Raw genomic sequence first — 23,470 nt, forward strand, 5'->3', positions numbered from 1 at the left:
CGCGGAGGCCGATCGTGACGAGTGTGGCCGCCGCGTCGCTCACCAGCTCGGCGGCGTCCGCGGCCTGTCCGTGCTGTGCGGTGACCGCGTGGGTCAGCGCTGTGGATCTCGGCGCTTCATGGCGGTGTTACCACGGGGCCTCGTGTCGCTTGCCGACCGGCTGACCGAGCAACCTGGGCATCCACCCTCGGCCCGTCGGCGTGGAGAGTTTCAGCGTCGAAGCGCCGGCGGCCTCCCAGCGGGCAGAGGTTCAGGTGATGGACATCAAGCAGAGCTCAGCGCTCGTCGGGCCGCGGCGGGGGCCAATCGAGTGCTGGGAAAGCAACTTGGAGCGCTGTTGGTGTCGCGGTCCAGTTCGCGACGTCGGGGAAGGGATCGTAGGTTGAGAAACCTGCGTCCACGATGTCGTGCTGAGACAGGCGTACCGCGTTGCCATCGAACGGGCCGGCGTAAAACACCAAGTCCTCGTTGCCCACGCGACGAAAAAGGGCGATGACTCGTTCGAACGTCACTGAGTACAACCGCTTGTGCCGGTCGCGGTCAGACACGACCCAGATCATCGACGGCCCGTCTGTGGACGTGGGATGGAAGTCGAGGATGAACGAGTGGATGAAGAGCGATACGAACTCTTTCACTGTGAGCTGGGTTTGCTGCCTCGACGTCATGTCGTAGTGCTCCCAGAAGGACCACCGATCGTAGATCCGCGGTATGCGCCCGCTGAGTGGATGTACGCCGAAGGAAACTCGCTCCTGAGGCAAGTTCGATGACGTCTTCGCGGACTCCATCAGACGCCTAATCGCGAACATGCCGTTGATCAAATCCCGCTCGACCAGGAAAGATGTCCGCTGGTTCCACCGGGTCGATCTCGATCTCTTCTCGAGCGCTGTCGCGGAGCGGCAAAGATGCTCGCGCCATGGGACGGAGTCCGAGATCATCCGACCAGTGTCCCAGGAACCGCCGGATCCACGCGTAAGACCGACGCGGTGTGCTTCAACGCTCCGAGTCCGCAGCTTGGAGGATGCGACGGATGGATGATCGACCGTCCCTTAAGGGAATCGATCAGCGGTGTCGAACCTCAGGCCCGCGGTCGTCGGTGACGCCTGTAATTGAGAACAAAGATCGCTACCAGTGATGCAACCGTGCCGGCCAGCCCGACGATCCACATCGTGTTGAGGAGGAGCAGCACCAGTTCGGAGCCGGAGAAGCTGTAGACGTTCGCGATCACGAGCGCCGCTGTCGCGCTGATCACCGCGAATACTAGTACGTAGGTCCAGATTCGAAACGTCATCAGGCTCACGATATTCGTGGTCAACGGTGGATCTCGTGCTCCGCGCTTGGTCGAAGCCCGGTGCTCGGGAACGTCACCCGGGCCGTCTCGCGATCGGACCTCAGCCAACGCGACGACGCGAGCTGAGGACCAGGGCGATGGCGGCCGTCGCGCTGACAACGCAGACTCCGAGACCGAGCAGCATGGTGTTCCACGCGGCGCCGAGCTCAGGCGTCCGGACCGTGTTCTCCGTGGGCAGCGAATCCACCAGGACGGCGGATTGGATGGCGCCCTGCGCCAGCACGACGAGGCCAGAGAGAATCGCGGCGCCCAAGATGACCAATGCGGTGATGAAGATTGTCTTCGAGCTCGAAAATGCACCGGTTCGCGGGCGACGACGAGAGGACATGCCTCGAGTGTGCTGCGCTCGTCACGGCAGGCGCATCAATCAGCTGGGGGAGTCGTCAGCGAGCAGCCTGTCCGTCTCGTATGGGGATCGGTGACCGTTCACCCCGAGTTGATCGTTTCCACGGCCTGTCTACGACGAAGCGGCCGCCGGCGTGGTGCCGGCGGCCGCTTCTCGGGTGAGTCGTGTTCAGGCGCAGCGGATGAGGTACTGCTTCACGTCGGCGCGGGTGAGGGTCTTCAGGGCGTCGAGGTCGTGGTGGCTGCGGAGGTAGGCGCGGGCGGCGGCGGTGGCCTTAGCGAGGGTGAGCTTCGAGCGGTCCAGGCAGGGGGCGGAGTCGAGCGGGTTGGTGCTCGGGGTGCGCAGGTCCGCGTCGATGCCGGTGATGGTCTGGCCGAGTCGCGTGATGGTGAGGGTCTGCGCGCCGTTCATGTCGGGGGAGTCGGGCCACCACTTCTTGTAGGTGGCGTCGGGGCCTCGATCGTCGAAGCCGACGATGTAGTCGGCGGTCTCGAGGCCGCCGATGGTGTAGTCGCCGTTCGCGTCGGTCGTCGTGGAGAAGTAGCCGCGGAAGGGGCCCTGGTAGGCGGACACGACGATCGGCGCCCCGTCGTCGGTGTCGACGTGGCCGCTGATGGAGCCGCCGATCGGGAGCACGTAGTCGGGAAGCGTCAGCGTCCCGCCTGCTGTGAGAGGGAAGGAGTCACCGGTGCCGTCGCGGATCGTGTCCGACCCCAGGTCGATCGGGACGTGGACGCCGTCTTCGTACTCCGTTCTGACGGAGTACGTGCCGGCGGCCAGTCCGTCGAAGGTGAAGGTGCCGTCGTCGGCGGTCGTCGCGTAGTAGCCGATCGGATCGAACGTGTTGTAGGTGACGACCTCGGTGCCGGCGGGGGGCGGGGTGCTCGGTGTGCCTTCCAGGAGCAGGTGGCCGGTGATGGTGCCGGTCCCTCTGTCCGGGTCGGCGACGGAGGGCGTGGCGAGTGCGGTGGCGGCGACCAGGACGGCGGCGGCGAGAGCGAGCGAGCGCCGAACGGCGCCGCGCGAGAGCGAAGACATGTGATCCCCTCAGCGGGGGCACTGCGCCCCCATCTCTGCCGACACTAGAGGTCGATCAAGAGGCGAAGCGAGCACCCGCGCATCAAGAGCGCCGAAGATCACCGACGTCCTTCCCGCTCGGCGTCCCGCTCAAGGACGGTTCAGTGGTCCGTGTAGTTCTGACGCCGATGGACGTCGATGAAGGAGACCAGGAAGACGAGGGCGCCCGCGACTGCAAGAGCGGTGGAGACCGGCGCGCACCATTCGGGCAGGCGGTCACCGAGCATGAGGACGCCGAGAAGAACAGTGATCGAGATCGCGAACAGAGAGCGGCTCAGCAGGACCATCGCCCCAGGCTATCGACGGGTCGGGAGCACCAGCCAGGGCGTCCGATAGCCGGTCCCTCATCGGGCGCCGCCACGCAGCAGCGCCTCGAAAGGCGCGTGGAACTCGTGCTGGTTGCGCAACGAGATGAGAGCATGGTCACTTCTCTGGCAAAAAGTTGCCGACATGTCGAAGGAGACCGATGCGGGTTCTGAAGTCCGACATCATCGGTGGCGTGCCAGCGTCGGTCGCGCGCGACATCGTGCGTCGCTATCGCTTCGTCGAGCGCACCGCCGCGTCCGCTGAGCCGCACCTCGAAGGCCTCAACATCGATGCTGAAACAGCCGTCCGCGGCCTCGCCGCTGCCGGATTTCTCGAGCAAATCACCATTCACAACGACGACCGCGTGTGCTGGACGACGACGCTCAAGGGAAACGCTCTGTGTATGGCGAGCTTCGGGAAACCCATCAAGCGCGCAACGGCCGAGCGACTGCTCAACGGAGTGATTGAACGCGCGAAAACGTACAACGCCGATCCGCAGCGGATTCGCTTCATCGAGCGGCTCCGCGTATTCGGCAGCTACCTAGACCCCGACGTTCAAGAACTCGGCGACGTCGACCTCGAGGTAGTAATTGGACGTCGGCCCGGTGACGTCACGGAGTCTTCCCTTGCCTACGCCCGCGCCAGCGGACGCAGCTTCAGCACCCATCTCGACAGACTGACATGGGCAGACCACGAACTCATCCAGTTCTTGCGGAACCGTTCTGCCGCAGTGAATATCACACAGGAGGACATCGACGTGATCACCGATCTGCACGGGATCGTCTATGCCATCACAGACGACCCTGCGGCGATCCAACCAGAATGAGCGCGCCGTACCTGGTGGCCTCAAGTGGCTCGCGCACCGCGACGCTGCGCGGCCGCGCAGGGTGGTCCAGCGGCACATCCACGGCCTCTCGGAAGTCATTAGCTTTCTGAGACAGTCTTTCGGGCGCCGTTTCGAGTTCGGCCTCGGTCGGAACGGTGGAGGCCTGGGTGTCTCAGTAATTTGTCTCGCCGCAGTTCGTCTCAGAAGCGGGCTCGGAGGGACTTTCCGAGTCAGAATGTGCTCGTGAGGCTTCTCGGATATACGCGTGTGAGTACGTCGGCTCAGGACGCGCAGTTGCAGGTCGACGCACTCGTTGCCGCCGGCGTGCAGAAGCGCGACGTGTTCGCGGATGTGACGTCCGGGAGCAAGACCGCCATCGAGCGACGTGGGATGAAGAGGCTCCTCGAGTACGCCGAGGATGGGGACACCGTCGTCGTGTGGCGAGTAGATCGGCTCGGGAGGTCGCTGATCGATGTCCTCAATACCGTGAACCTACTGCGTGAGCGCGGGGTGCACGTCCGGTCGATCTCCGACGGCATCGATCCCTCGACGTCGTCGGGCCGGCTGATGCTGAACATGCTTGCCACGCTCGCGGAGTACGAGCGGGAGCTCATCGTCGAACGAGTGAACGCCGGCATTGCCGCCGCTCGTGCGAGCGGAACTCGCTTCGGCCGGCCCATGTCTGACCCGGTGGTAGTGGCGGAAAAGCTCACGATCGCCGCGGACCCGCGAGCACGCGGCCGCACGGCGGAGGATGCGGCCCGTCTCGTCGGGTGGAGCCGCGCGACGCTCTACCGTCACCAGCAGGCCCACGCGGCACGCGAGAGCGCAGGGATGTAGCGAGACATCGACGGCCTCGTGCGGTGGCGGACGCATCGCTGCGGCGCTCGTGAGCTTCATCGACGGGCCCGCGCCGGGCCACGGCCGTCGATCGAGACGTTGCATCACCTGACGGTCTCGGAGGCTGAGTGTCTCAAGAAGCATCGATCGCCGTCGATCGCGCGGTCGCTCACACCGCGCCTGGGACGGGTGGAGCTCGTACGGATGAGACAAAGCATCTAGCTGTCCGAGAGCCGCTGGACTACCGTCGCGAGCACGACGAAGAGGTTGGCAGTGGGTGACGTTCGTGAGCCGGTTCCGGATCGTGGTGTCCGAACCGCGAGTGATGACGATTGGGCGCGAGCGACTAAGGCGGCAGCGGTCATCGGACCGCTCGCTGGTCTTCCGAGAGTGGGTCGCTCTCGAATCAATGAAGCGGCCAAGGAGTTGGGCATCTCGCGGCGGCAGATGTACGCCCTTCTTGAACGGTGGCGCCGCGGAGGCGGGCTGGTGTCCGATCTGCTTCCCACCCGATCGAGTGGAGGCAGGGGACAGACCCATCTCCAGGAGGCGGTGGAAGCGATCGTCAGCGACGCGATCAGGAAGGGTTTTCTCACGCGTCAGCGGCGTACTGTCGCGGCCGTTTATCGCGACGTCGTGAGGGCGTGTCGGCGGCAGGGTTTGCCGGTGCCGTCGCGAACGACGCTCGAGCGGCGGATCGCACGCCTGGATGCTGTGGAGACGGCCACTCGCCGCGAGGGCGCCAACGCAAGCCGCCCGGCGCATTGCGTGCTCGACGTCCGCGACGTCCTGGGTGAGGCGTGCTTCATTGCGCTCCGCGATCGTGCGCTCCGAGCGGATGCTGTTCTGCTCTTTCTCGAGGGGGTCGAGGCGGGGCGCGTCCGTCTAGTGCGCGTGAAGAAGGTGAAACCGCTCGCGTTCGAGCCGCTCCGTGGCGGTGGTGTCACTTCTGACCGAGGAGAACTCGGCGCCGCGATCGAGCCCACTCGGCCAGCGAGCGGGCAGGGCTCCCGGTGATGCGCTCGACGTCGGTGGTGAAGGCACTCACTCCATCCAGGCCGTGGCGCGCGACCCTCCCGAACTGCTGCCGCAGACCTTCCGCTTGCCATGCCGGGAGGCCGCTGAGTCGGAGGAGCGCCCGGAAGGCGTGACTCGGCAGGTGCACGTATCGGATTCGGCGCCCGAGCCCGATCGTGAGGGCCGCCGCAGCACCGTGGCCATCGAGAAGGTCGGGACCGGTGAGGACGGGTTCGGCGCCCTCATGCACTCCGTCGGTGAGAACCTTCGTCGCGACCCGGGCGATGTCCTCGGTGTCGATCCACGCGATGCGACCTCGACCCATGGTCTGCGGGAAGACCCCACGCCGGAAGGCACCGGACGACGACTCCAGGTTCGTCATGAACCCCGAGGGGTGGAGGATCGTCCGATCGAGGCCACTCGCTCGGATGAGCACATCGATCTGCGCGATCGCACGTGCCCACGGCAGCGGTGAGTCCTCCACGGCGTCCCCGCCTGACAGATGCACGATGGCTCGCACTCCGGCGTCGTGAGCTGCACGGACACCGTTGGCGCCGTGCTGGGCCTGCTGTTGCGTTGCGGCAGTGATCAAGAACAGCTGGTCGACGCCCTCGAGGGCCCTCGCGAGCGTCGCTCTGTCTCCGAGATCCGCGACCCGGGCATCGATACCGCGGGCCGTCAGGGCGTCGGCCTGCTCCTGCCGGCGAACGATCCCGCGGACGGGAACACCTGCTGCGTGCAACTTCTCGAGCGTCTTACCGCCCACATCCCCGGTCACACCGGTGACCGCCACTACGTCGACCATGGATCCTCCAAGTATCAGGTACCTGATACTCAACCATACCTGGCTACCATGTGGTCATGCCCCCGCAGCTGTCCGTCTCGCGAGACGACATCGACTCCATCGCTGCGTGGACGGTCATCCGCGCCGCGCGGGAGCTCGCTCGAATGCTGGCCGGTGAGCTCGAGGCGATGGACCTGACCCCCGTCGAATTCGGCGTTCTCGCGCAGTTGGAGGCAGCAGACGGTCTCAGTCAGGCCGACCTGGCTCGCGCCGTCGGGGTCCGCCCGCAGAGCATGACATCCCTCACCTCGGGCCTCGAGAAGCGCCGCCTCATCAGCCGGGGCTCAGAAGGAGGTCGCGGACGGCACTCCCGGATCCGGTTGACGGCCGGCGGCCGGACGCTCCTCGCCGCTGCGTATCCGGTCGTTCTCGCGAGCAATCGCTGGTTCGGAGAGGACCCCCACCGGACCGACGAGGTCGTCGCCATGCTCCGACCTCTGCTCGGCGGCCCGGGGGCTCGTACTGACGGCGTGCCGTGAGCAGCTGCTGCCGGAGCTGCCTCGCGGCTCGGACCCCAGCGGGCCACGCGCCAGAACTGGGGTGGTCCCGTGAACCAGGCGGCCCCTACTCTCGTCCTCGTCAGAGCATCGAGGAGGAGGTCGGCATGGTCGACGAGAAGGTCCCGGTAGTCAGGACCGGGGAGGTCGTTCGGTCCCTCGTCGTCGCGGCCGGTCTCGCAGTGGACGTGGCGCAGGCGGAGCGTGCAGCGAGCGGTCTGGGAGAGCAGTCCGCGAGGGCTTCAGCGCAGAAGACAGAGGCCGGGATCGCACGCCGTCTCCGCGAGCTGGGCTGAGACCGGTGGTCCGCTTCACGCATCCGGGCACCCCGGAGGGCTCGTTCCCTGATCTCCTGTTCCGGATGATCGAGGAGTGCCCGCTCACGATCATGGTCTCCGGGCCGTACGAGCCGACCTACATGGTCCAGCAGTTGCGCGCGGCCGTCCCGTTCTTCGCGAACTCTGCGGCGCTGGAGAACGGCTTCGCCGCGCACCCGGGTTCGGAGTCGGTGTGGGGGATGCTCGACGGGGAGTTGGCGGCGGCCGTCCTGCTCTTCGTCAGTCCGAGCGACATCGAGATGATGGCCGGTGTGATCCAGCAGATCGCCACAGTCACGGCTTTCAACCGCAGCATCGTGAGGAGCGGGGAGTTCGATCCGATCATCGCTCACGATCTTCGGGGTGCGCACGCCTTTCCCGCGCACCTCGCGCTGACGACCTGACGGGTTTCCGCACTCGTGCGGTGAGCGCCGTGTCGGCGCGAGCGGACTCCGACGGTGCGGCCCCCTTCTTCGCAGGAGATGCGGAGGTCGTTCGGTCGAGCGGCTCGCGGGCTCGTTCCTCTTCCTGCCCGTGGGCATGACCTCGTCGAGTCCGGCACTCCTCCGGGAGTGAGGTCAGTGGTGGCGGGAGGGGTCAGGGTGTCGGAGAAGGGGCGGGCACGTCGGTGGGGAGCCCGGGCGCCGGGGCGAGGGGAGAAGCCGGCCCTCCCTGCGGTCCGAAGGCGAAGAGCAGCGGCTCGGCGGTCTCCTGCCTCCGGGTGCAGGAGACGTGGCGGGCGCCGGCCGTGGTGCTCGAGTTGTACGGCCCGAAGCAGGCCGAGGCCGCCCCGTCCAGGTACTGGTCGATCCCGTCGGGAAGGGGGAACGGGAGCGGGTTCCCCACGAACGCCGCGTTCACGAGGTATTCGTCCACCAGCACGCCGGAGTCGTAGAAGGCGAACGAGTAGTGGAGCCTCGAGAGATCGACGGCGCAGGACACGCTGCCGATCTTCTCCCAGCGGAGGGTGCCCGTGATCTGCCCGAACTCGTCGGCGACCCACTTCCGGCGGTCCTCCTTGTCCCGGGTCTCCACGACGCAGTTGTTGTAGTCGTCCCAGATCCGGCGGGTGACGAGCAGCGCTGTGTCCGGTGCGTCGGCGACGGAGAACCTGAATGCGGCGTTGAAGAAGTCCCCCACCAGCGGTGCCGTCGGGCCGGCGGTCGGCACGGTCGTCGGCACGGTCGTCGGAGGCGTGCTCGGAACGGCGGTGGGCGGCGTGCTCGGCACGGCGGGAGGAGTCGTGGCGACGGGCGGCTGCGGGGACGTGGGGGTGGTCGGCTGGACCGTCGGCTCCGTGGTGGGTGCGTCGGTCGACGGAGCCGTCGGCGCCCCGGTGGGTGCGGGAGACGCGGCAGGGACGGGCTCGGTCGGCAGTGTCGTGGTCGGGGTCGAGGTGGGGAGCACGACGCTCGGTGCGCGGTCGGGCGAGCAGCCGCCCGCGGCGTGGGCCGGAGCAGCTGCGCCGCCCAGGCCGCTGACGAGGCCCGCGGCGATCACGAGCGCGATCAGGGCTGCTGCCGTCGCGCTCCGCCGCCCGCGACGGCGCGCGAGGAGGAGGAGGGTGATGCCGAGCGCGAGGAGCACCGCACCGCCGAGGATCGGTGCGAGCGCGTCGCTTCCGGTGGACGCGAGACAGTCGATCAGCACGGGAGAGCCTCCAGGGGCGAGACGGGACGAGAGCAGGCGCCGGAGAGCGCGGGAGGACGGGGAACGGAGTGGGGAACGGCTTCTCGACGCAGCGAGAAGCCTTCTGCGACCCGCCCCTCACCTGCGGGACGACCGCACGCGAACCAGGAGTGCAGAGGACAGGGCCCGCGGTGACAGGGGAGGCCGATGGTGGTGCACGCTCCTCGCGGAGAGCGGCCGCTGGGGCTTGTCGCTGCCGTGCGCTCAGTCTGTCGGCTGCGAGTCGTCCAGGACGCGCGAGTGGGCTCGCCCGGCCTCATCGGGGGGTATCCGGAGGGAGTGGCGGGCAGGGTGCGTCGGCGGAGTCGCGCCTCCGGAATGGCGGGGGAGCGGTGCGCGTTGCTCCGAGAATGACGATCGAACCCGACGTGCTCGACACTGTGCTGGCCTCGCTGGACGTGACGCTCGGGTCGACCCGGCGCGCGACCCTCGCCTCCGGAGAGCGGACCGTGCTCGCGGCCGGGGCGGTCGTGCTCGTGTACGTCGTCGAGGGCGAGGTCACGGTGCTCGCTCCTGAGGGGTCCGCCTGCGCGCTGGAGGTGTGCGCGGGCGATGCGGTCGCCGCCTCCGTGCCCCGGACCCTGCTGGCGGGGGATGCGCTGCTGACCTTCGGGCGGCGGGCGGCGACGCTCGCATCGGTCTCCGGTGCGCGGCTCACGGTGGTCGACGTGCAGCTCGACGCCGCAGCGTGCCCCCGGCCGCTGCCCGGGCTCGTGTTCGCGAGCGGGTTCTCGCGGCTCGAGCCGGCGGCGGCGGCGCTCGCGGCGCAGCTCGGACCGGCCCACGGAGGGTCGGAGCGGTCGGGAGACCCGGTGATCTGCCGATTGATGGTGCGGACCGTGCTGCTCTCGGTGGTGCGGGCGTGGGCGTTCGGTGACGCGAGCACGGCGCCTCCGGTGACGGGTGACGTCTATCTCGACCGCGTGGCTGCGGCGGTGGCCGGCGAGCCGGGCCGCGAGTGGACGGTCGATCAGCTCGCGAGTGTCGGCGCGATGTCGCGCACGGTGCTGGCGGAGCGGTTCAGGGCGGCGTTCGGGCGGTCGCCCGCGGGCTACGTGACCGAGGTGCGCATGCGGCGGGCGAAGGAGCTGCTGGAGGCGGGACGGAGCGTGTCGGAGGCGTCGCGGTCGCTCGGCTACTCCTCGGACGACGGGCTCAGCCGGGCCTTCCGACGGCACGTCGGCGTCGTGCCCTCGCAGTGGCGGGCCGCACGACGCGCGGCGTGAGCGCTCAGACCGAGCGCCTGCGGTTCGACGAGCCGAAGAGGGCCGCCCCGACGAGGAGCAGGACCGCTCCGATCACGTAGTCGGCCTCGACTCCGACCGCGTCGACGAGGACGCCCCCGAGACCGGCCGCGATGACGATGGCGGCCTGGAAGCCGACGACCACCAGGCTCCCACCGGCCTCGAGGCGATCGGTCATGCGGTGGCCGACCCACGCGTTGACGATGATCAGCCAGGAGGCGAAGAAGAAGCCCCATACGAACACGGCCACCGCGATGGCGGCGACGGAACCCGGGAGCAGCAGGACGCCTCCGACGGCGATCGCGATCGCGACGGGTGCCACGACGCCGAAGAAGGCGAAGGAGCGGTCGATCACGGAGCCGATCACGATGTTGCCGACGAGGCCGCCCGCGCCGAAGAGCGCCAGCAGGGCGACGATGGTCGCGGCGTCGGTGCCCTCGGTGCGCTCGAGAGCGAGCCGGATGTAGGTGTAGGCGAGGAAGTGGCCGAGGACCACGAGGATGTGGCCCGCGAAGCCCTGGCGCACACCGCGCCGGCGGACGGTGTCGAGGAGGACGCCGAGACCGGCGGCCGGTGCGGCGGGGACGCTCGGCAGCAGGAGGCGCAGGGGGACGGCGAGCAGAGCGGTGAGGACGCCGATCAGGACGAAGGCGGCGCGCCAGTCGACGAGTTCACTGAGGATCACGCCGAGGGGGACCCCCGCGACGGTCGCGAGCGACAGACCGGCGCTCGTGAACATGGTGGCGCGGCCGACCCGATCGGGGCCGGCGACTCGAGCGGCGACGGTGATCGACATCGACCAAAAGGCGCTGATAGCGGCGCCGAGAAGGAGGCGCGAGAGCAGCACCAGAGGGAGGGTCGGCGCGAGGCCGGCCAGCACGCTCGAGGCACCGGCGGCGACGGCCGTCCCGATGAGGAGGGTGCGGCGGTCGAGCCGGGGGAACATCAGGCCGACCGTGGGGGCGACGACGAGGCCGACGAGCGCGGTCACGGTGACGGTCTGCCCCGCTTGACCGGGAGTGACGTCGAGGCCCGCCGCCATCTCGGTGAGGACTCCGTTCGGCAGGAACTCGGCGGTCACGAGCAGGAAGCTCAGGAGCATCAGGGCGACGAGCGGGACGTAGGGGAAGCGCCTCGTCGCCTGGTCGGGGCGGACGACGGGGACGGACGCGGTCGAGGGCATGGAGCAAGCCTGGCGGAGCGGCGCGGGTGACGCCCGACCGGACGGCCGCGGGATCCGACCGATCGGCCGGGGCGTGTCGGGCGGCGGTCCACGTGGTCGGGCACGCTACCGGTCGAGCCGCGAGATCCGGCGATCGAGGTGCCGCTGCTCGGCGGGGTTCACCGCCAGGGCGCGAGCTCGCGCGAAGGCGGATGCGGCAGCGTCCACCGCGCCTGACCGCAGCAGCAGCTCGGCCCGCGCTGCCCAGTACAGGTGGTACTCGTCGAGCCCCGACACGCGCTCGAGCGCGGCCAGCCCCGCCGGAGCGCCGTCGGCCATCGCGATCGCGACCGCACGGTTGAGCGCGACGATCGGCGAGGGAGTCATCGTCTCGAGCCGAGCGTAGGCCGACGCGATCGCCGGCCAGTCGGTGTCGCCGGCCGTGCGGGCGTTCGCGTGGTAGCGGGCGATGACGGCCTGCACCTGGAACGGTCCAGGGCGGCTCCGGCGCATCGCGCGGTCGAGGACGCCGTTGGCCTGCTCGATGAGTTCGAGGTCCCAGCGCGAGCGGTCCTGATCCTCGAGCAGGACGAGGTCGTCACCGTCGAAGCGCGCGTCGATACGGGCACGGGCGTAGAGCTCGAGCGCGAGGAGGCCCTCGACCTCGGGGTCGGCGGGCAGCAGGGCGACCGCCTGGATCGTGAGTCGGATCGCCTGCTCCACGAGATCGACGCGCGCACCTCCCGTCGTGCCCCGGGAGAGGTAGCCCTCGTTGAACACGAGATAGAGCACGCGCAGCAGGGCGTCGACGCGGCCGTCGAGGTCGGCGGGGATCGACAGCGGGATGCCCGCTTCGCGGATCTTCCGCTTGGCCCGGACGATGCGCTGGGCGAGCGTCGGCTCGGGGAGGAGGAACGCGGCGGCGATCTCGGCGGTCGTGAGGCCGCCGACGAGCTTGAGCGTGAGGGCGACCTGGGCGTCGAGCCCGAGCGCAGGGTGGCAGCAGAGGAGCACGAGGCGGAGGTGCTCGTCGCCGACATCGGCCTCGTCGACGATCATCTCGGGCTCCTCCTCTCCGGTCTCGCCGAGGGAGCGGGCGTGCTCGAGCACCGCCCGGTCGGTCGCCGCCCGGCGCTCCCGCCGCTCGGCAGCGGCTGCACGGCGGATTCGGTCGATCGCGCGGTTGCGCGCGACGGTGTACAGCCACGCCGCGGGATTCTCGGGTACCTCCGTCCAGCGGAGGGCCTCGATGAGCGCCTCCTGAACGGACTCGTCGGCGAGGTCGAGGTCGTGGAAGCGCGACGCGAGGAGAGCGAGCACGTGCCCGCTCTCCTCGCGTGCCAACCTTGTGACGGCGTCGGTGACCGCGGTCACCCGCCCGTCCGGAGGAGTGGGCGCACCTCGAACGAACCCGCGGGCAGCGGCAGCGCCGCAGCGTACGCGAGGGCCGCGTCGAGGTCGGCGACGTCGACGATGTAGAAGCCGCCGAACTGCTCCTTCGTCTCGGCGAACGGTCCGTCGACCACGGTGTCGCCACCTCCGTAGGCACGCCGGATCGTCGTGGCGGAGTCTGCGTCGACCAGTTGGCCCGACGTCACCAGCACGCCGTCGTCGACGAGCGTCTGGTAGTAGCCGAGCCACGGGGCCATGTACTCGTCGAAACCGGGGCCGCCGGGGGCGGGCGCCTCGAAGGGCTCGGTGTGGATCAGGATCATGTACTGCATCTGCGTCTCCCTAGGAATCGTTCGGCCGCGCTCGCACCGACCGAGGAGGCCGAGGACGAGCGCGATGACCACGACGACAGCGAGCTGGTGCCCCCTGTCGATCGCGAAGAGCGACAGGGGCCTGCTCTCGAGAAGGTACTCGACGGCGTTCCGCGCGACCGTGAAACCGGGCCGTCCTGCCACGGCGAGATACCGTCCGACGATCGTGTCGTGGACGATCCCGGCGCCGATGGTGGGCACGGTCGAGGTCACCGCCGTCGCGACGAGCGCGAGGAGGTCCTTCCCGAGAGCCGGACCTTCCGCTGCTCTCACCGGCATGACGCAGCACCGTGAACGGATCGACAGCCGAGGCCGGAAGTCGTCGGAGGAACTTCCGCCGCTTCCTCCTCCGAGCCGGTTCACGCGCGCATCAGCGCCAGTGAGAGGAGGCGCCACGACGTCTCCGGCGCCGTCCCCGCGAGATGTGGTCTGCTGGGCAGATGGCCTCCTTCACCATCCAGCAGACGTCGCAGCGGACCGGGCTCAGCGAGCCCACCCTGCGCTACTACGAGCAGGCCGGGCTCGTCGGGCCCATCGGCCGCGACAGAGCGAGCGGGCACCGCCGGTACAGCGAGGTCGACCTCGACTCGCTGCAGGCACTGGCGTGCCTCAGGGCGATGGGCGTGGGCATCCAGGACATGCGCACCTACCAGGCGAACCGCAGGCTCGGCCGTCTCGCGGCGGGCGATCAGCGCGACCTGCTGCTGCGGCACGCGGAGCGCGTCCGGAGCGAGATCGAGACGCTTCGCCTGCACCTCGACTACCTGGAGGCGAAGGCGTCGCTGTGGGACGCCCGCGCCGTCGGCGACGAGAACGTCGAGGACGAGGCGTTCCGGCGGCTCGAGGAGATGCTGCCGGAGCTCCGCACGATGTTCGGCCACGAGATCCGGGAGGGATCCGCGACCGACTCCGCTTGACCTCAAGCGCTTGAGGGCTGGTGTGCTCGCACCATGACCACATCGCACACCACCGCCGCCGCCACCACCACAGGCACCGTCCTCGTCACGGGCGCCTCCGGATACCTCGCCACCCGCCTCATCGCCGATCTCCTCCGCTCAGGCGTGCAGGTGCGCGCCACCGTGAGGTCGCTCGACAGCGGGCCCGCCGTCCGCGCGGCCGTCCGTCGCGGGGGAGGCGACGACGACGGGCTCACGCTGATCGCGGCGTCCCTCACCTCCGATACGGGCTGGGCCGATGCCGTCGCCGGCGTCGACGGGGTCTACCACCTGGCCTCGCCGATGATCTCGTCACCGGATCCGGAGGAGGTGGTCGTGCCGGCTCGCGACGGTGCTCTCCGCGTCCTGCGCGCCGCGCGCGACGCCTCCGTGCCGCGCGTCGTGCTGACGTCGTCGTTCGCCGCGGTCGGCTACTCGCCGAAGCCGGTCCGCGACTACGACGAGAACGACTGGACCTCGCCCGAGACCCCCGGGCTCGCCGTCTACCCGCTGTCGAAGGCAGTCGCCGAGCGTGCGGCCTGGGACTTCATCGAGGCCGAGGGCGGAGGGACCGAGCTGGTCGCCCTCAACCCGACCTGGATCGCGGGGCCGACCCTGACTCCCGACGCCCGCTCCTCGCTCCAGGTCTTCACGGCGATGCTGAGCGGAGCCATGCCGGTCACTCCGAGGCAGCGGTTCGGGATCGCCGACGTGCGCGACGTCGCCACCGCCCACATCGCCGCGATGACGACGCCGGGTGCCGCCGGCAAGCGCTACCTGCTGCTCGCCGACGGCCCGACGACCACGTTCCTCGAGGTGGCTCGGGTGCTGCGCGAGCAGCTGGGCGAGGTCGCCGCGAAGGCTCCGACCGAGGAGGCGCCGGGCGAGGAGGTGCCGCCGCTGGTCATCCGGAACGACCGGGCGAAGCGCGAGCTGGGCTTCGCGCCGCGACCGGTCGTCGAGACCATCCTCGACACGGTGGACAGCCTGCGGGAGCTCGGCGTCGTGGGCTGACGACGCGGTCCGTCCGACGGTGTTCTCGGCGTCCGGAGGGGGATCGGTCGGCTTCTGCTCAGGTGCTGCCGAGAGGATCGGACCTGATATTCGACGGAAGGTTCTCTGTGAGCATGTTCAAGCGCGTCCTCGGTATGGCGTCGAAGGCCCTCGATTCGACGACCGGCTCGACCTCGTCGTCGGGCACCGGCACGACGGACTGGCGCGGTCTCGTCCGCACCGCTGCCGACAAGGTGACGGGCGACTCTCGACCGGCGCAAGCGACGGCGCCCCAGCCGCGCGCCTCCGCTCGGCCCCAGGACGCCCGGCCGGGGCACTCGGCCGTCTCGCCCGAGGACCGGGCCGCCATCGCGCGGTACGACTACCTCCTCCGCACGGCCGACCCCGAGCAGCTCGAGCAGGTGCATCGCGACGCCTTCGCCCGGCTGACACCGGCGCAGCGCACCCAGGTCGAGGCGCGGCTCCGAGACGAGCTGCCGGCGCACGAGCAGCCGAGGTCGTCGGCGCCCGACGACCTCGCCCGTGCCGCGACGCGCGGAGAGGCGAACGAGCCCGGGTTCCTCAAGAAGATGTTCTCGAAGCCCGGCACGCGCGGGGCGCTCGCGGGCGCCGGGGTCGGAGCGGTGGCCGGAGTCGGGCTGGGCGCGGCAGGCGGGCTGCTCGCGGCGGTCGCCGGCGGCGCCGTGATCAGCAGCGTCGCGGGCCCCCTGCTCGAGGGTGCGGCGGGCCTCGGTGTCGACTTCGAGAACCTGACCGGCGGCTTCGGCGACCTCGGGGATTTCGGCGACATCACCGGCGGAGCGGGCGACCTCGTGTCGGGTGCGGGTGAGCACGTGTCGGGGCTCGGCGAGCAGGTCTCGGACTTCGGCTCGGACTTCCAGCTGCCGGGGCTCGGCGACATCGGGAACCTCTTCGACCGCTGATCGCCGGCGCGCTCAGCGGCTGTCAGCGGGTGCGGCGGCGGAGGAGCAACGCGAGGACCACCGCGACGAGCCCGGCGAGCAGCAGGGCGACTCCGGTGATCGCCACCGCCGTCGTCGACCAGTCGGGTCGATCGACGAGGATGCTGCCGTCGAGCGACGTCCACTCGCAGGCGGCGCCGAGAGGCCACCACGACCAGTAGCCCGAGACCAGCTCGCCCTCGCCCGGCGGCACTGCGCCGACGCTCGCCGAACAGGCGTAGTCGAAGCCGAGTCGAGTGAGATTCCAGTACTGCAGAGGGATGAGCGCGACGACCGCCGCGCCGGCGAGCGCGACGACGGTGCCCGCGATCAGCGCGAGGCGGCGCGCGGTCAGCGGGCGACGCCTCCCGGAGCGGACGCCGGGTGCGGGGGTGTCGGTCATCCCTCGATGGTGACACGGGGCGCTGGGAGGCGGCGGCCCGCCGGTCGCGCCCACGACCCGCGACTGCGGCGCAGGCGCCGAGCGCCGTACCCTCGAACGCATGGGGTTTCTGTTCTCGCTGCTGACCATCGTGCTGATGGTGCTGGCGCTCGTGGATGTCGTGCGTCAGCCGGACAACGTCGTCCGCAATCTGCCCAAGATCGTCTGGATCCTGCTGATCGTGTTCATCCCGCTGATCGGGGTCACGATCTGGTTCCTCCTCGGCCACGACTGGAAGAAGGGCGACGGCGCCTCCTTCGTCCCGGGTGCGCGGACCACGCCCCGGCTCCGACGCCCGAAGACGCCGCCGCCCACCATCGTCGTGCGGCCCGCGCCGAAGACGACGGAGGAGCAGCTCGCCGACCTGGAGCGCGAGGAGGCGCACTACGCGCGGCTCGCCGAGGAGCAGCGGCGCCGACGCGAAGGGGAGCGTCCTCAGGACGCGTGACCGCGCTCCCTCAGCCGGTCGCCACGAAGTTCGACGCGGCCCACTCGACGGAGGCGATCTTGGCCTGCCCCGCGATGCTCGGGTGGAAGTAGTCGACGGTGCCGATGAGCGACTTGGAGGCGGGGGTCGCGGTGAGCGCGCCTCCGTCGTAGTCGCAGAGCGGACCGGCCGAGGCGCAGGCGCTCTGCAGCGCGGTGTTGTACTGCGCGGTGCGCGTCTTCGCTGCGGCGGCGGAGGCTGCTGCCGCCGTCGTGCTCAGACGTCCGCCGGTCGCGCTCACTCCCCGGGTCGTGCGGCACAGGTTGCCCGTGGCCCAGACGACCGAGCCGATGCCGCCCTTGACCACGGCCCACTCCGATGCGACGTTCGGCATCGAGGAGAGCACGATCTTGGCGTTCGGCCAGGTCGTGCGGATCTTGGTGATCGCCGTCTTCGCTCCGGTGGTGAAAGTCGCGGCGGGCGTCATCGTGTAGCCGTCGGCGGCGACGGGGATCTTCGCGGAGCAGAGATCGTTGCCGCCGATCAGCAGGGTCACGACGTCGGGGCGCACGCCGGCGGCGACGGCGGCGTCGATCCGCGCCGGGACGCCGGCGACCGTGCTGCCCGTCTGCCCGAAGTTGGCGGTCGTCACGGTGGTGCCGGGGTTCGCCCTGCGCAGGCGCGAGGCGAAGGAGTCGACCGCCGCGTTCGTCCCCGTCGACCAGTTGTTGCGCGGGCAGTCGTCGAAGCGGCCGCAGGTGCCGTAGCCCTGGGTGATCGAGTCGCCGAGGCTGAGCAGCGACAGCGTCGGGGCGGCGGAGGCGGCGCCGGTGGGCACGAGCGCCGCGGCGAGGGCGAGGACGGCGCCGGTCGCGAGGGCGCGCACGCGGCGGCTCCCGGAGCGGCGCGGGCGGGAGGACAGCAGGCGGGAGGACAGGGGGAGTCGCATGGGGTACCGCTCTCGAGAAGGGGTGAGGCGGTGGGGGCCGCTGCTGCCGACGCTAGAGGAGAGCGCCCCGGAGGGAACCTGCCCGGTCACCCCCAGAACAGGCCCTGTCTCGCGGAGTCAGCCGACCTCGCCCGGACGGAGCACGCGAACGCGGCTCAGCGCCCAGACGAGGGCCCCCGAGAGGAGGAAGGCGATCGCGATGATCACGACGTAGACCGCGACGGTCCCGTATCCGGTCGCCGGATCGAGGAACGGGTAGGGCACCCATCCGTCGGTCGCGCCGCGGATCAGGACCACGACCAGCCAGAGGACGGGGTAGACGAGGACGATCCAGAGCCGGCGCCACGGCAGCGGCGGCCTGTCGGCGACGAGGAGCCAGTCGAGCAGGCCGTAGACCGGGAAGAGCAGGTGCATCACCGTGTTCGCCCAGGGGAGCGCGACTCCACCGGCGAGGCCGACCAGGAGGGTGTTGTAGACGAGGCCGACGACCACGATGTAGCTCGTCGTCGCGCCGCGCACGAGAGCCAGGACCGGGCCGGCTCGTCGGCCCGCGAGTGCCGTGATCAGCAGGGTCACGGCGAGCAGGATGTTGCCCTGGATGGTGAAGAAGCCGAAGAAGTTGACCGGCACGAGCGGCGTGCGCGACGCGGTGTCGACGGCGGTCGCGACGACGGCGGCGAGCACGGTCAGCGCGACGACGATCCGGACGGCGGTGATGCCCATCCGCATCGCGTGCGCCCCTGCGGCGGGGGAGGGCGACGTCATCGCTCGAGCGTACCGGCCGGGCTAGCCTTGCCGGATGCTCACCATCGGGGTCGACCTCGCAGCGGAGCCGGTGCGCACCGCGCTCGCGGCGGTCGAGTGGCGCGAGGGTCGAGCCGTGGTCGCCTCCCTCTCGCTCGGCGCGACCGACGAGGGCATCGTCGCGCTCTCGCGGGCGGCGACGGCGATCGGCATCGACTGCGCGTTCGGCTGGCCGCTCGAGTTCGTCGAGTTCGTCTCGGCGCACACCCGCCGCGAGATCGCGCCGAGAACGCTGGCCGGTCTCGAGTGGAGGCGTCGGCTCGCGTACCGCGAGACCGACCGCGCGGCCCATGACGTGACGGGGCGGTGGCCGCTCAGCGTGTCCACCGATCGCCTCGGCATGACGGCCATGCGCTGCGCCGAGCTGCTCGAGGCCTTCGCGGCGGCCGGCGAGGACGTCGACCGCTCGGGCGGCGGCCGGCTCGTCGAGGTCTACCCCGCTGCTGCGCTGCGGTGGTGGCACATCGAGACGACGGGCTACAAGACGAGACCGGAGGCGATGGCGCCCGCCGTCACCGCGCTCCGCACCGCAGCGCCGTGGCTCGACGCCCCGGCCGAGGTGCTCGCCCTGATGGCGCGCTCGAACGACGCGTTCGACGCGGTGATCGCAGCCCTGAACGCTCGTGCTCACGCGCTCGGGAGCACGCTCGCCGTCCCCGACGAGCTGCGGGCGGCGGCCCGGGCGGAGGGGTGGATCGCGATCCCCACCGGGCCGATCGACGGGCTCGCCAGACGCTGACGCTCAGGCCGAGATCCGACGCGTCAGGGTGGCGGCGGCGGCTTCAGCGGCGCGCTCGGCCTCTTCGACGGTGGCGAACAGGTCGCCGGGGACGAGGCGCGGGTCGGTGGCGAGGCAGGGGTCGATCTCGAGTCGGAACCGGGGCAGGTCTGCTCCGGGGACGACGACGATCCTGACTCCGTTCCGGCTCCATCGCGCGGGCTGGATGATGGGGATCTGTGACATGGTGCTCTTTCGCGTGCATCGTGCACGGGTGGCTGGCGCCTCGACCGTGCGGACTCACGCTACGACGGGCTCCTGTCCGGCCGAACGGGGTTGACCTCCCAGGTGCGCGGGAGTACTCCGCGGCGCGACGCGGTCGCGCGTCAGTCCAGATGGTCGAGGGTGTCGCTGATGGTGCGCAGGCACTCGATCAGGACCGACATCTGGCGGGTGTCGAGCCGGGCCAGCACCTCGCCCTCGGCCGCGACGAGATGACGCATCGCCTCGTCGACGCGCTTGGTGCCGCGCGGGGTCAGCGAGACGATCTTGCTCCGCGAGTCGGCGGCGTTCTGCTCGCGCACGACGAGACCGCGCGCGCCGAGGCGGTCGACCCGGCTGGCGAGGTTGCCGCTCGAGATGCCGAGGCGCAGGGAGAGCACGGAGGGGGTCATCCCGCCCGCGCCGGTCTGCCGCAGGATCGAGAGCAGCTCGAACTCCCACGGGGCGAGCTCGCTCGCGGCGAACGACTGGCGACGGATCTCCTGCACCCGCGGGCTGAGACGACGCAACCGCGAGACGACGTCGAGGGGGGCGAAGTCCAGGTCGGGCAGGGCCTCGGCCCACGCGTCGATCACCAGATCGACATCGTCGTCTTCTCGCATGCCTCCGATTATCCCCGCGCCGTCGACAGGCGGCGACGTCTTGCGGCGGGGGCGCACCGGACCCCGGGGACGGTGTATCGAGATCGGACACCGGGCCCAACGGCGCCGGGCCGAGGTGCTCACCACCCCGTCGTGAGCACCTCGTCGAGCTGGTCGGCGAAGAAGTCGGCGCTCTCGCGGGTGAAGCACAGCGGCGGCTTGATCTTGAGCACGCACTGGCGATCCGAGGTGGGCTGCACGATGACGCCGCGCTCCCGGAGGCGCTCGCAGATCGCGCGGGTCTCCTCCGTCGCCGGCTCGAGGGTCTCGCGGTCGCGGACCAGCTCGAGCCCCAGGTAGAGCCCGTTCCCGTGGACCGCGCCGATCAGGGGGTGCCGCGCGGCGAGCTCCTCGAGGCGCGCCCGCAGGTGCGCTCCGACGACCCGGGCGTTCTCCTGGAGGCCCTCGCTCTCGATCACGTCGAGGACCGTCGAGCCGACGACGGAGCTGACCGGGCTCCCTCCCGCGGAGGAGAAGAAGTAGCCCTCGGAGCGGTAGTGCTCGGCGACCGCGCGGGTGGTGACGACGGCGCCGAGCGGATGCCCGTTGCCCATCGCCTTGGCGACGGCCACCACATCCGGGACCACGCCCTGCTGCTCGAAGCCCCAGAACCAGTCGCCGAGCCGCCCGTAGCCCACCTGGACCTCATCGGCGATGCAGAGTCCTCCGTGGGCGCGGACGGCCGCGTAGACCGCCTCGAGATACCCGTCGGGGAGCGGGATGCCGCCCGCGTTGCCGTAGTAGGTCTCGGCGATGAAGCCGCCGGGGGGCGTGCCGGTGCGGGCCAATTGCTCGATGCGGGCGACCGCCTCCTCCGCGTACTTGTGCGACTCGGTGCCGCGGTGCACGCCGCGGTAGCTGTTCGGTGCGTCGAGGACGTGCACCCACGGCGGCCGGGTGCCGACCGCGTCGGGATTGTCGGCGACGGAGGTCGACACGGCGTCCGAGAGACCGGACCAGCCGTGGTACGCCTCCCGGACGGCGACGACGTCGTCGCGGCCGGACCACGCGCGGGCGATGCGCAGGGCGAGATCGGTCGCCTCCGTGCCGCTGTTCACGAGCAGCACGGAGTCGAGGCCGTCGGGCAGCAGCGCCGCCAGCCGCTCGCAGAACTCGCCGATCGCGGGGTACGAGAAGCGCGAGTTGGTGTTGAGCAGCCGCCACTGCCGCGCCACGCGGTCGGCCAGGAGGGGGTGGCCGTGCCCGATCGAGGAGACGTTGTTCAGCACGTCGAGGTGCACGCGGCCGGAGTCGTCGACGAGGTGCTCGCGCCAGCCGCGGAGCATCGTGGGCGGCTCGTCGAAGTAGTGCTCCTGGACGTCGGCGAGGTGGGCGCGGCGACGATCGAGCACGGTGGCGTCGGGCCGGGGTGCCGGGAGGGTCGTCCCGAGGAGCAGCGGGGTCGGATCGATCAGGACGTCGAGCCAGGCATCGGCCCAGGACGGGCGCGCGAACCAGGGCGGGTCGACCTCGAGGGCGCGCGGCGCGGCCTGAGCGCGGAGGACGGCCGGAGCGACTCCGATCACCGCCCCGGCGGCGACCGCGGTGCCGGGGTCCGGGGCGTCCTCGACGCCGTCCAGGCGCAGCCGCACGTCGGCGGTCGCGAGGGTGACGCCTCCGGGGGCGCCGGCGACGACCTCGGCGTCGAACGGGGCGAGGAGGGTCGTCGGGGCGGCGAGGTGGACCTCGACTCCGAGCGCCGTCGTCTCGGGCTCGTGAGCGGAGCGGGGTCGGGCGCGGGTCAGGCGGCGCTCGCCGTAGCGCAGGACCGCGGCCGGGGACCGGTCGGCGGACGCCTCGGCGGCCATCGCGTCGGCGACCAGACGGGACTCGTCGTCGAGCCAGCGCCCACCGTCGAGCACGGCGCTCTCGGGCGAGAGGTCGACGACGCAGTGGTCGAGACCGGCGAGGATCCGGGCGGTGCCGAGTGCCGCCGTCGGCGGTGTCGGCGCGCGCCCGAGGGTGCGGCGCACGAGGGCCTGCATCACCGGGAGCGGGGCGGCGGTCGCGCGCTCGAAGATCACGCGCTCGTGCTCGAGGTTCTCGCGGGCGTAGTCGTTGCCCGGGTCGTGCGCGAGCACGTCGTGGGCGCTGACCACGAGCACCGCTGCCCGCAGGACGACCAGCGGCCAGAGCGCCTCGACCTCGTCGCCCGAGAGCGGTCGCACGGAGTCGTAGGCCGCGGCGGCGCGGAGGACCGTCGGCGCCGAGGCGTCGGCGTGATGCAGGAGGGAGGAGATCGTGACCGCGAGCTCGCCGACCGCCCAGCCGGCGCCGAGATCGCCGAAGTCGATCACTCCGTCGGGGAGCGGCCCGTCGCCGACGACCACGTTGTCGTCGGTGAGATCGCCGTGGACGAGCTGAACGGGCAGCGCCTCCGCGAGTGCGTCGACGACCGCCCGCGCCTGGGCCGCCGCGGCGCGGATCGGCCGGGCGGCCCGGCGCGGGACCTGCTGGATCAGGGCGTCGACGACCTCGCCGGCGTTGCGCAGATCCCACTGGCCCGTGTCCTCGAGGCCCGTCAGCGGCTGCTCCGCGAGCGCCAGGTCGATCCGCGCCGCGAGCGAGCCCATCGCCCGGACGAGCGAGGGGGAGAGGTAGCCGCCGCCCGAGAGCGTCCTGCCGGGGACGAAGTCGAGCACCCGGGCGATCGCCGGGGTCCCGTCGAGATCGATGTCGCGCAGCAGCCGACCCTTCCGGTCGGGTCGGACGCGCGGGAGCCGCACGCCGTGGAGGTGCTCGGCGAGGCGGGCGACCGCCTCCGTCTGCGCCGCGAGGACGCCGGCAGGGATCGCAGGGTTCGCGACCTTGAGCAGGAACCGCTCGTCGCCCGACTCGAGCAGCAGGTTGCGATCCTGGTTGCTGCCGAGGTCGTGGAGCGTCCCCTTCAGTCCGTAGCGCTTGCGCAGGAAGGCGGCCGCGAGAGCGTGGTCGAGGGCGGGCGGAGGCGGCGGTGCGGCGAAGTCGGACGGCATGCGGGGTCCTGTCGTGCGGGGGCGGGGTGCCTCCATGATCGCGCGTGCCGCGGCACTCGGGACCCG

At 70.8% G+C, this 23,470-nt stretch carries 28 protein-coding genes; 12 read left to right on the forward strand and 16 right to left on the reverse strand.

Annotated features, from left to right (window positions below; translation table 11 throughout):
- Window positions 1–275: 275 nt before the first annotated feature.
- The 5 genes from B9Y99_RS03460 to B9Y99_RS03480 form a co-directional block, all read right to left on the reverse strand.
- Complete coding sequence (locus B9Y99_RS03460) at window positions 276–935, reverse strand: hypothetical protein (protein ID WP_085475180.1); 660 nt, start codon at window positions 933–935, stop codon at window positions 276–278.
- 140 nt (window positions 936–1,075) lie between these two features.
- Window positions 1,076–1,288, reverse strand: coding sequence for a hypothetical protein (locus B9Y99_RS03465; RefSeq protein ID WP_129587875.1), 213 nt, complete (start codon window positions 1,286–1,288; stop codon window positions 1,076–1,078).
- A 100-nt stretch (window positions 1,289–1,388) separates the two neighbouring features.
- Complete coding sequence (locus tag B9Y99_RS03470; protein ID WP_129587876.1) at window positions 1,389–1,676, reverse strand: hypothetical protein; 288 nt, start codon at window positions 1,674–1,676, stop codon at window positions 1,389–1,391.
- Between the two features lie 186 nt (window positions 1,677–1,862).
- A complete protein-coding gene (locus B9Y99_RS03475) occupies window positions 1,863–2,732 on the reverse strand; it encodes a carboxypeptidase-like regulatory domain-containing protein (protein WP_085475183.1) in 870 nt (289 codons plus the stop codon).
- A 140-nt stretch (window positions 2,733–2,872) separates the two neighbouring features.
- The gene (locus tag B9Y99_RS03480) at window positions 2,873–3,058 is read right to left on the reverse strand and encodes a hypothetical protein (protein WP_085475184.1); all 186 of its coding nucleotides are present in this window, start codon (window positions 3,056–3,058) and stop codon (window positions 2,873–2,875) included.
- Window positions 3,059–3,237: 179 nt separating this feature from the next.
- On the opposite strand from B9Y99_RS03480, the gene B9Y99_RS03485 reads away from it, so the two are divergent.
- The 3 genes from B9Y99_RS03485 to B9Y99_RS19425 all read left to right on the forward strand — a co-directional run bounded on the left by B9Y99_RS03485 (window position 3,238) and on the right by B9Y99_RS19425 (window position 5,760).
- Window positions 3,238–3,903, forward strand: coding sequence for a hypothetical protein (locus tag B9Y99_RS03485; protein WP_165759524.1), 666 nt, complete (start codon window positions 3,238–3,240; stop codon window positions 3,901–3,903).
- 243 nt (window positions 3,904–4,146) lie between these two features.
- Window positions 4,147–4,743, forward strand: a complete 597-nt coding sequence (locus tag B9Y99_RS03490; protein ID WP_085476216.1) for a recombinase family protein — start codon at window positions 4,147–4,149, stop codon at window positions 4,741–4,743.
- A gap of 390 nt (window positions 4,744–5,133) precedes the next feature.
- Window positions 5,134–5,760 carry a helix-turn-helix domain-containing protein gene (locus B9Y99_RS19425; protein ID WP_425298477.1) on the forward strand — a complete coding sequence of 209 codons (627 nt, stop codon included), beginning with the start codon at window positions 5,134–5,136 and terminating at the stop codon, window positions 5,758–5,760.
- Here the strand turns inward: B9Y99_RS19425 and B9Y99_RS03500 are convergent.
- Entirely contained in the window at window positions 5,687–6,565 is an 879-nt protein-coding gene (locus B9Y99_RS03500) for an NmrA family NAD(P)-binding protein (protein WP_085475186.1), read from the reverse strand. The two genes, B9Y99_RS19425 and B9Y99_RS03500, sit on opposite strands and share 74 nt — an antisense overlap.
- Before the next feature lie 56 nt (window positions 6,566–6,621).
- Between B9Y99_RS03500 and B9Y99_RS03505 the strand changes: the two genes are divergently transcribed.
- The 3 genes from B9Y99_RS03505 to B9Y99_RS03515 all read left to right on the forward strand — a co-directional run bounded on the left by B9Y99_RS03505 (window position 6,622) and on the right by B9Y99_RS03515 (window position 7,822).
- Complete coding sequence (locus B9Y99_RS03505; RefSeq protein WP_129587877.1) at window positions 6,622–7,083, forward strand: MarR family winged helix-turn-helix transcriptional regulator; 462 nt, start codon at window positions 6,622–6,624, stop codon at window positions 7,081–7,083.
- A gap of 125 nt (window positions 7,084–7,208) precedes the next feature.
- Complete coding sequence (locus B9Y99_RS03510) at window positions 7,209–7,397, forward strand: hypothetical protein (RefSeq protein ID WP_085475188.1); 189 nt, start codon at window positions 7,209–7,211, stop codon at window positions 7,395–7,397.
- Between the two features lie 5 nt (window positions 7,398–7,402).
- Window positions 7,403–7,822: a hypothetical protein gene (locus B9Y99_RS03515; protein ID WP_085475189.1), complete on the forward strand. Its 420-nt coding sequence runs from the start codon at window positions 7,403–7,405 to the stop codon at window positions 7,820–7,822.
- Between the two features lie 193 nt (window positions 7,823–8,015).
- On the opposite strand, the gene B9Y99_RS03520 is transcribed toward B9Y99_RS03515, so the two are convergent.
- Complete coding sequence (locus tag B9Y99_RS03520; protein ID WP_085475190.1) at window positions 8,016–9,068, reverse strand: hypothetical protein; 1,053 nt, start codon at window positions 9,066–9,068, stop codon at window positions 8,016–8,018.
- Between the two features lie 389 nt (window positions 9,069–9,457).
- Between B9Y99_RS03520 and B9Y99_RS03525 the strand changes: the two genes are divergently transcribed.
- Window positions 9,458–10,333 carry a helix-turn-helix transcriptional regulator gene (locus B9Y99_RS03525; protein WP_085475191.1) on the forward strand — a complete coding sequence of 292 codons (876 nt, stop codon included), beginning with the start codon at window positions 9,458–9,460 and terminating at the stop codon, window positions 10,331–10,333.
- Between the two features lie 4 nt (window positions 10,334–10,337).
- Here the strand turns inward: B9Y99_RS03525 and B9Y99_RS03530 are convergent, their stop codons facing one another.
- The 3 genes from B9Y99_RS03530 to B9Y99_RS19130 form a co-directional block, all read right to left on the reverse strand.
- A complete protein-coding gene (locus B9Y99_RS03530) occupies window positions 10,338–11,534 on the reverse strand; it encodes an MFS transporter (RefSeq protein ID WP_085475192.1) in 1,197 nt (398 codons plus the stop codon).
- Between the two features lie 105 nt (window positions 11,535–11,639).
- Window positions 11,640–12,887: an RNA polymerase sigma factor gene (locus B9Y99_RS03535; protein ID WP_085475193.1), complete on the reverse strand. Its 1,248-nt coding sequence runs from the start codon at window positions 12,885–12,887 to the stop codon at window positions 11,640–11,642.
- A complete protein-coding gene (locus B9Y99_RS19130) occupies window positions 12,884–13,555 on the reverse strand; it encodes a YciI family protein (RefSeq protein ID WP_244274756.1) in 672 nt (223 codons plus the stop codon). Before B9Y99_RS19130 ends, B9Y99_RS03535 begins: the two co-directional genes overlap by 4 nt.
- 161 nt (window positions 13,556–13,716) lie before the next feature.
- Between B9Y99_RS19130 and B9Y99_RS03545 the strand changes: the two genes are divergently transcribed.
- The 3 genes from B9Y99_RS03545 to B9Y99_RS03555 all read left to right on the forward strand — a co-directional run bounded on the left by B9Y99_RS03545 (window position 13,717) and on the right by B9Y99_RS03555 (window position 16,148).
- Window positions 13,717–14,193: a MerR family transcriptional regulator gene (locus tag B9Y99_RS03545; protein ID WP_085475194.1), complete on the forward strand. Its 477-nt coding sequence runs from the start codon at window positions 13,717–13,719 to the stop codon at window positions 14,191–14,193.
- A 33-nt stretch (window positions 14,194–14,226) separates the two neighbouring features.
- Window positions 14,227–15,225, forward strand: a complete 999-nt coding sequence (locus B9Y99_RS03550) for an NAD-dependent epimerase/dehydratase family protein (RefSeq protein WP_085475195.1) — start codon at window positions 14,227–14,229, stop codon at window positions 15,223–15,225.
- Window positions 15,226–15,338: 113 nt separating this feature from the next.
- Window positions 15,339–16,148 carry a hypothetical protein gene (locus B9Y99_RS03555; RefSeq protein WP_244274826.1) on the forward strand — a complete coding sequence of 270 codons (810 nt, stop codon included), beginning with the start codon at window positions 15,339–15,341 and terminating at the stop codon, window positions 16,146–16,148.
- Window positions 16,149–16,170: 22 nt separating this feature from the next.
- Here B9Y99_RS03555 and B9Y99_RS03560 read toward each other — a convergent pair whose 3' ends face one another.
- Entirely contained in the window at window positions 16,171–16,569 is a 399-nt protein-coding gene (locus tag B9Y99_RS03560) for a hypothetical protein (RefSeq protein WP_085475197.1), read from the reverse strand.
- Window positions 16,570–16,669: 100 nt separating this feature from the next.
- Here B9Y99_RS03560 and B9Y99_RS03565 point away from each other — a divergent pair, with 100 nt between their 5' ends.
- Complete coding sequence (locus tag B9Y99_RS03565) at window positions 16,670–17,056, forward strand: PLD nuclease N-terminal domain-containing protein (RefSeq protein ID WP_085475198.1); 387 nt, start codon at window positions 16,670–16,672, stop codon at window positions 17,054–17,056.
- A 10-nt stretch (window positions 17,057–17,066) separates the two neighbouring features.
- Here B9Y99_RS03565 and B9Y99_RS03570 read toward each other — a convergent pair whose 3' ends face one another.
- Both B9Y99_RS03570 and B9Y99_RS03575 read right to left on the reverse strand, forming a co-directional pair.
- Window positions 17,067–17,984 carry an SGNH/GDSL hydrolase family protein gene (locus B9Y99_RS03570; protein WP_085475199.1) on the reverse strand — a complete coding sequence of 306 codons (918 nt, stop codon included), beginning with the start codon at window positions 17,982–17,984 and terminating at the stop codon, window positions 17,067–17,069.
- A 117-nt stretch (window positions 17,985–18,101) separates the two neighbouring features.
- Window positions 18,102–18,749, reverse strand: a complete 648-nt coding sequence (locus tag B9Y99_RS03575) for a Pr6Pr family membrane protein (protein ID WP_085475200.1) — start codon at window positions 18,747–18,749, stop codon at window positions 18,102–18,104.
- Between the two features lie 34 nt (window positions 18,750–18,783).
- Between B9Y99_RS03575 and B9Y99_RS03580 the strand changes: the two genes are divergently transcribed.
- Complete coding sequence (locus B9Y99_RS03580) at window positions 18,784–19,527, forward strand: DUF429 domain-containing protein (RefSeq protein ID WP_085475201.1); 744 nt, start codon at window positions 18,784–18,786, stop codon at window positions 19,525–19,527.
- A gap of 3 nt (window positions 19,528–19,530) precedes the next feature.
- On the opposite strand, the gene B9Y99_RS03585 is transcribed toward B9Y99_RS03580, so the two are convergent.
- From B9Y99_RS03585 to B9Y99_RS03595, 3 genes are all read right to left on the reverse strand, one after another.
- Window positions 19,531–19,752, reverse strand: coding sequence for a hypothetical protein (locus tag B9Y99_RS03585; RefSeq protein ID WP_085475202.1), 222 nt, complete (start codon window positions 19,750–19,752; stop codon window positions 19,531–19,533).
- 140 nt (window positions 19,753–19,892) lie between these two features.
- Complete coding sequence (locus tag B9Y99_RS03590) at window positions 19,893–20,390, reverse strand: MarR family winged helix-turn-helix transcriptional regulator (protein ID WP_085475203.1); 498 nt, start codon at window positions 20,388–20,390, stop codon at window positions 19,893–19,895.
- Window positions 20,391–20,509: 119 nt separating this feature from the next.
- Window positions 20,510–23,404 carry an aminotransferase gene (locus B9Y99_RS03595; protein ID WP_129587878.1) on the reverse strand — a complete coding sequence of 965 codons (2,895 nt, stop codon included), beginning with the start codon at window positions 23,402–23,404 and terminating at the stop codon, window positions 20,510–20,512.
- Between the last annotated feature and the right edge of the window lie 66 nt (window positions 23,405–23,470).

It is taken from the genome of Rathayibacter oskolensis, from assembly GCF_900177245.1.
Lineage (GTDB): Bacteria > Actinomycetota > Actinomycetes > Actinomycetales > Microbacteriaceae > Rathayibacter > Rathayibacter oskolensis.

Excerpts from the sequence above, each read along its gene's own strand:
- B9Y99_RS03460 (WP_085475180.1), bottom strand. The coding sequence starts at position 935 with ATGATCTCGGACTCCGTCCCATGGCGCGAGCATCTTTGCCGCTCCGCG.
- B9Y99_RS03465 (WP_129587875.1), bottom strand. The coding sequence starts at position 1,288 with ATGACGTTTCGAATCTGGACCTACGTACTAGTATTCGCGGTGATCAGC.
- B9Y99_RS03470 (WP_129587876.1), bottom strand. The coding sequence starts at position 1,676 with ATGTCCTCTCGTCGTCGCCCGCGAACCGGTGCATTTTCGAGCTCGAAG.
- B9Y99_RS03475 (WP_085475183.1), bottom strand. The coding sequence starts at position 2,732 with ATGTCTTCGCTCTCGCGCGGCGCCGTTCGGCGCTCGCTCGCTCTCGCC.
- B9Y99_RS03480 (WP_085475184.1), bottom strand. The coding sequence starts at position 3,058 with ATGGTCCTGCTGAGCCGCTCTCTGTTCGCGATCTCGATCACTGTTCTT.
- B9Y99_RS03485 (WP_165759524.1), top strand. The coding sequence starts at position 3,238 with ATGCGGGTTCTGAAGTCCGACATCATCGGTGGCGTGCCAGCGTCGGTC.
- B9Y99_RS03500 (WP_085475186.1), bottom strand. The coding sequence starts at position 6,565 with ATGGTCGACGTAGTGGCGGTCACCGGTGTGACCGGGGATGTGGGCGGT.
- B9Y99_RS03505 (WP_129587877.1), top strand. The coding sequence starts at position 6,622 with ATGCCCCCGCAGCTGTCCGTCTCGCGAGACGACATCGACTCCATCGCT.
- B9Y99_RS03510 (WP_085475188.1), top strand. The coding sequence starts at position 7,209 with ATGGTCGACGAGAAGGTCCCGGTAGTCAGGACCGGGGAGGTCGTTCGG.
- B9Y99_RS03525 (WP_085475191.1), top strand. The coding sequence starts at position 9,458 with ATGACGATCGAACCCGACGTGCTCGACACTGTGCTGGCCTCGCTGGAC.
- B9Y99_RS03530 (WP_085475192.1), bottom strand. The coding sequence starts at position 11,534 with ATGCCCTCGACCGCGTCCGTCCCCGTCGTCCGCCCCGACCAGGCGACG.
- B9Y99_RS19130 (WP_244274756.1), bottom strand. The coding sequence starts at position 13,555 with ATGCCGGTGAGAGCAGCGGAAGGTCCGGCTCTCGGGAAGGACCTCCTC.
- B9Y99_RS03545 (WP_085475194.1), top strand. The coding sequence starts at position 13,717 with ATGGCCTCCTTCACCATCCAGCAGACGTCGCAGCGGACCGGGCTCAGC.
- B9Y99_RS03550 (WP_085475195.1), top strand. The coding sequence starts at position 14,227 with ATGACCACATCGCACACCACCGCCGCCGCCACCACCACAGGCACCGTC.
- B9Y99_RS03555 (WP_244274826.1), top strand. The coding sequence starts at position 15,339 with ATGTTCAAGCGCGTCCTCGGTATGGCGTCGAAGGCCCTCGATTCGACG.
- B9Y99_RS03560 (WP_085475197.1), bottom strand. The coding sequence starts at position 16,569 with ATGACCGACACCCCCGCACCCGGCGTCCGCTCCGGGAGGCGTCGCCCG.
- B9Y99_RS03565 (WP_085475198.1), top strand. The coding sequence starts at position 16,670 with ATGGGGTTTCTGTTCTCGCTGCTGACCATCGTGCTGATGGTGCTGGCG.
- B9Y99_RS03570 (WP_085475199.1), bottom strand. The coding sequence starts at position 17,984 with ATGCGACTCCCCCTGTCCTCCCGCCTGCTGTCCTCCCGCCCGCGCCGC.
- B9Y99_RS03575 (WP_085475200.1), bottom strand. The coding sequence starts at position 18,749 with ATGACGTCGCCCTCCCCCGCCGCAGGGGCGCACGCGATGCGGATGGGC.
- B9Y99_RS03580 (WP_085475201.1), top strand. The coding sequence starts at position 18,784 with ATGCTCACCATCGGGGTCGACCTCGCAGCGGAGCCGGTGCGCACCGCG.
- B9Y99_RS03585 (WP_085475202.1), bottom strand. The coding sequence starts at position 19,752 with ATGTCACAGATCCCCATCATCCAGCCCGCGCGATGGAGCCGGAACGGA.
- B9Y99_RS03590 (WP_085475203.1), bottom strand. The coding sequence starts at position 20,390 with ATGCGAGAAGACGACGATGTCGATCTGGTGATCGACGCGTGGGCCGAG.
- B9Y99_RS03595 (WP_129587878.1), bottom strand. The coding sequence starts at position 23,404 with ATGCCGTCCGACTTCGCCGCACCGCCGCCTCCGCCCGCCCTCGACCAC.